This window comes from Nocardia sp. NPDC058499 (genome assembly GCF_042719915.1).
Lineage (GTDB): Bacteria > Actinomycetota > Actinomycetes > Mycobacteriales > Mycobacteriaceae > Nocardia.
Genome location: NZ_JBHXMZ010000043.1, coordinates 1 through 1120, shown reverse-complemented (window position 1 = coordinate 1120; position 1120 = coordinate 1). Strand labels below are relative to the sequence as shown.

At 64.1% G+C, this 1120-nt stretch carries 1 protein-coding gene and 1 pseudogene; both read left to right on the top strand.

Annotation, left to right across the window (positions count from 1 at the left end):
* A pseudogene (locus ACFWPH_RS34730) lies at positions 1-189 on the top strand (sugar ABC transporter permease); the annotation flags it as partial.
* Positions 190-538: 349 nt separating this feature from the next.
* Positions 539-1087 (top strand): carbohydrate ABC transporter permease, encoded by a 549-nt coding sequence (locus ACFWPH_RS34725; RefSeq protein WP_378756556.1) that lies wholly within the window; start codon positions 539-541, stop codon positions 1085-1087.
* The last annotated feature ends 33 nt before the right edge of the window (positions 1088-1120 follow it).

Genomic DNA, 1120 nt, shown 5'->3' with positions numbered 1-1120 from the left:
GTGTTCCAGAACGCCTTCAACAAGGAGCACATCCAGGTGCTGGACCTGTACGTCTACAACATCGGCATCACCGGGAACAGCCTGTCGATGGCGACGGCGCTGGGCATGCTGAAGAGCGTCATCTCCGTCGTCCTCCTCGTCACGGCCAACGCGATCGCCAAGCGCGCCCGCGGCACGTCGATCATCTGAACGGGGAGAGAGACCGTGTCGATCACCAGCCCTGCCCTCAAGCGCACCCGCGGGGACGCCCCCTTCGCGCTCGTCAACTACGCCGGCTTCCTGCTCTTCGCGCTCCTGTGCGCCTACCCGTTCTACTTCCTGATCATCAACTCGGTCAGCGCCAACGACATGAGCGCCCTGGGTCAGGTCCGCCTGTGGCCCGAGGGTCTCCACCTGTCGAACTACTCGCAGATCCTGCAGCTCGACGGACTGTCCGCCGCCGCGATCGTGTCCGTGGCCCGCACCGTGATCGGCACGGCGTGCACGGTGCTGGCGTCGGCGTTCCTCGGCTTCATGTTCACTCAAGAACGGATGTGGAATGTACTTCAGCGCGGGGCTCATCCCCATGTACGTCACGATGAAGACGCTGGGGCTCACGAACTCGTTCTGGGTCTACATCCTCCCGGCCATCGTGCAGCCCTTCAACATCATCCTCGTCAAGACGTACGTGGAGTCGATGCCCGCCTCGCTGCAGGAGGCGGCCGAGATCGACGGGGCGGGCACCCTCCGGGTCTTCTTCCGGATCATCCTGCCGAACATGACGCCGATCCTGGCCACGGTGGCGATCTTCACGGCGGTGGCCCAGTGGAACTCGTTCCAGGACACGCTGCTGTACATCACCGACCAGAAGCTCTACTCCCTGCAGTACCTGCTCTACACGTACACCAACCAGGCGAGCAGCCTGGCGCAGGCGGCGCAGAACGCTCAGGGGAACCTGGGGGCCCTGGCCACGGCGGCCACCACGCAGACGCCGACGTCGATCCGCATGACGGTGGCGGTGCTCGTGGTGCTCCCGATCCTCTTCATCTACCCGCTCTTCCAACGCTATTTCGTCAAGGGAATCATGCTCGGCGCGGTCAAGGGCTGACCGCGTCTCGTCGCACGCACGAAGGGGTGTCAT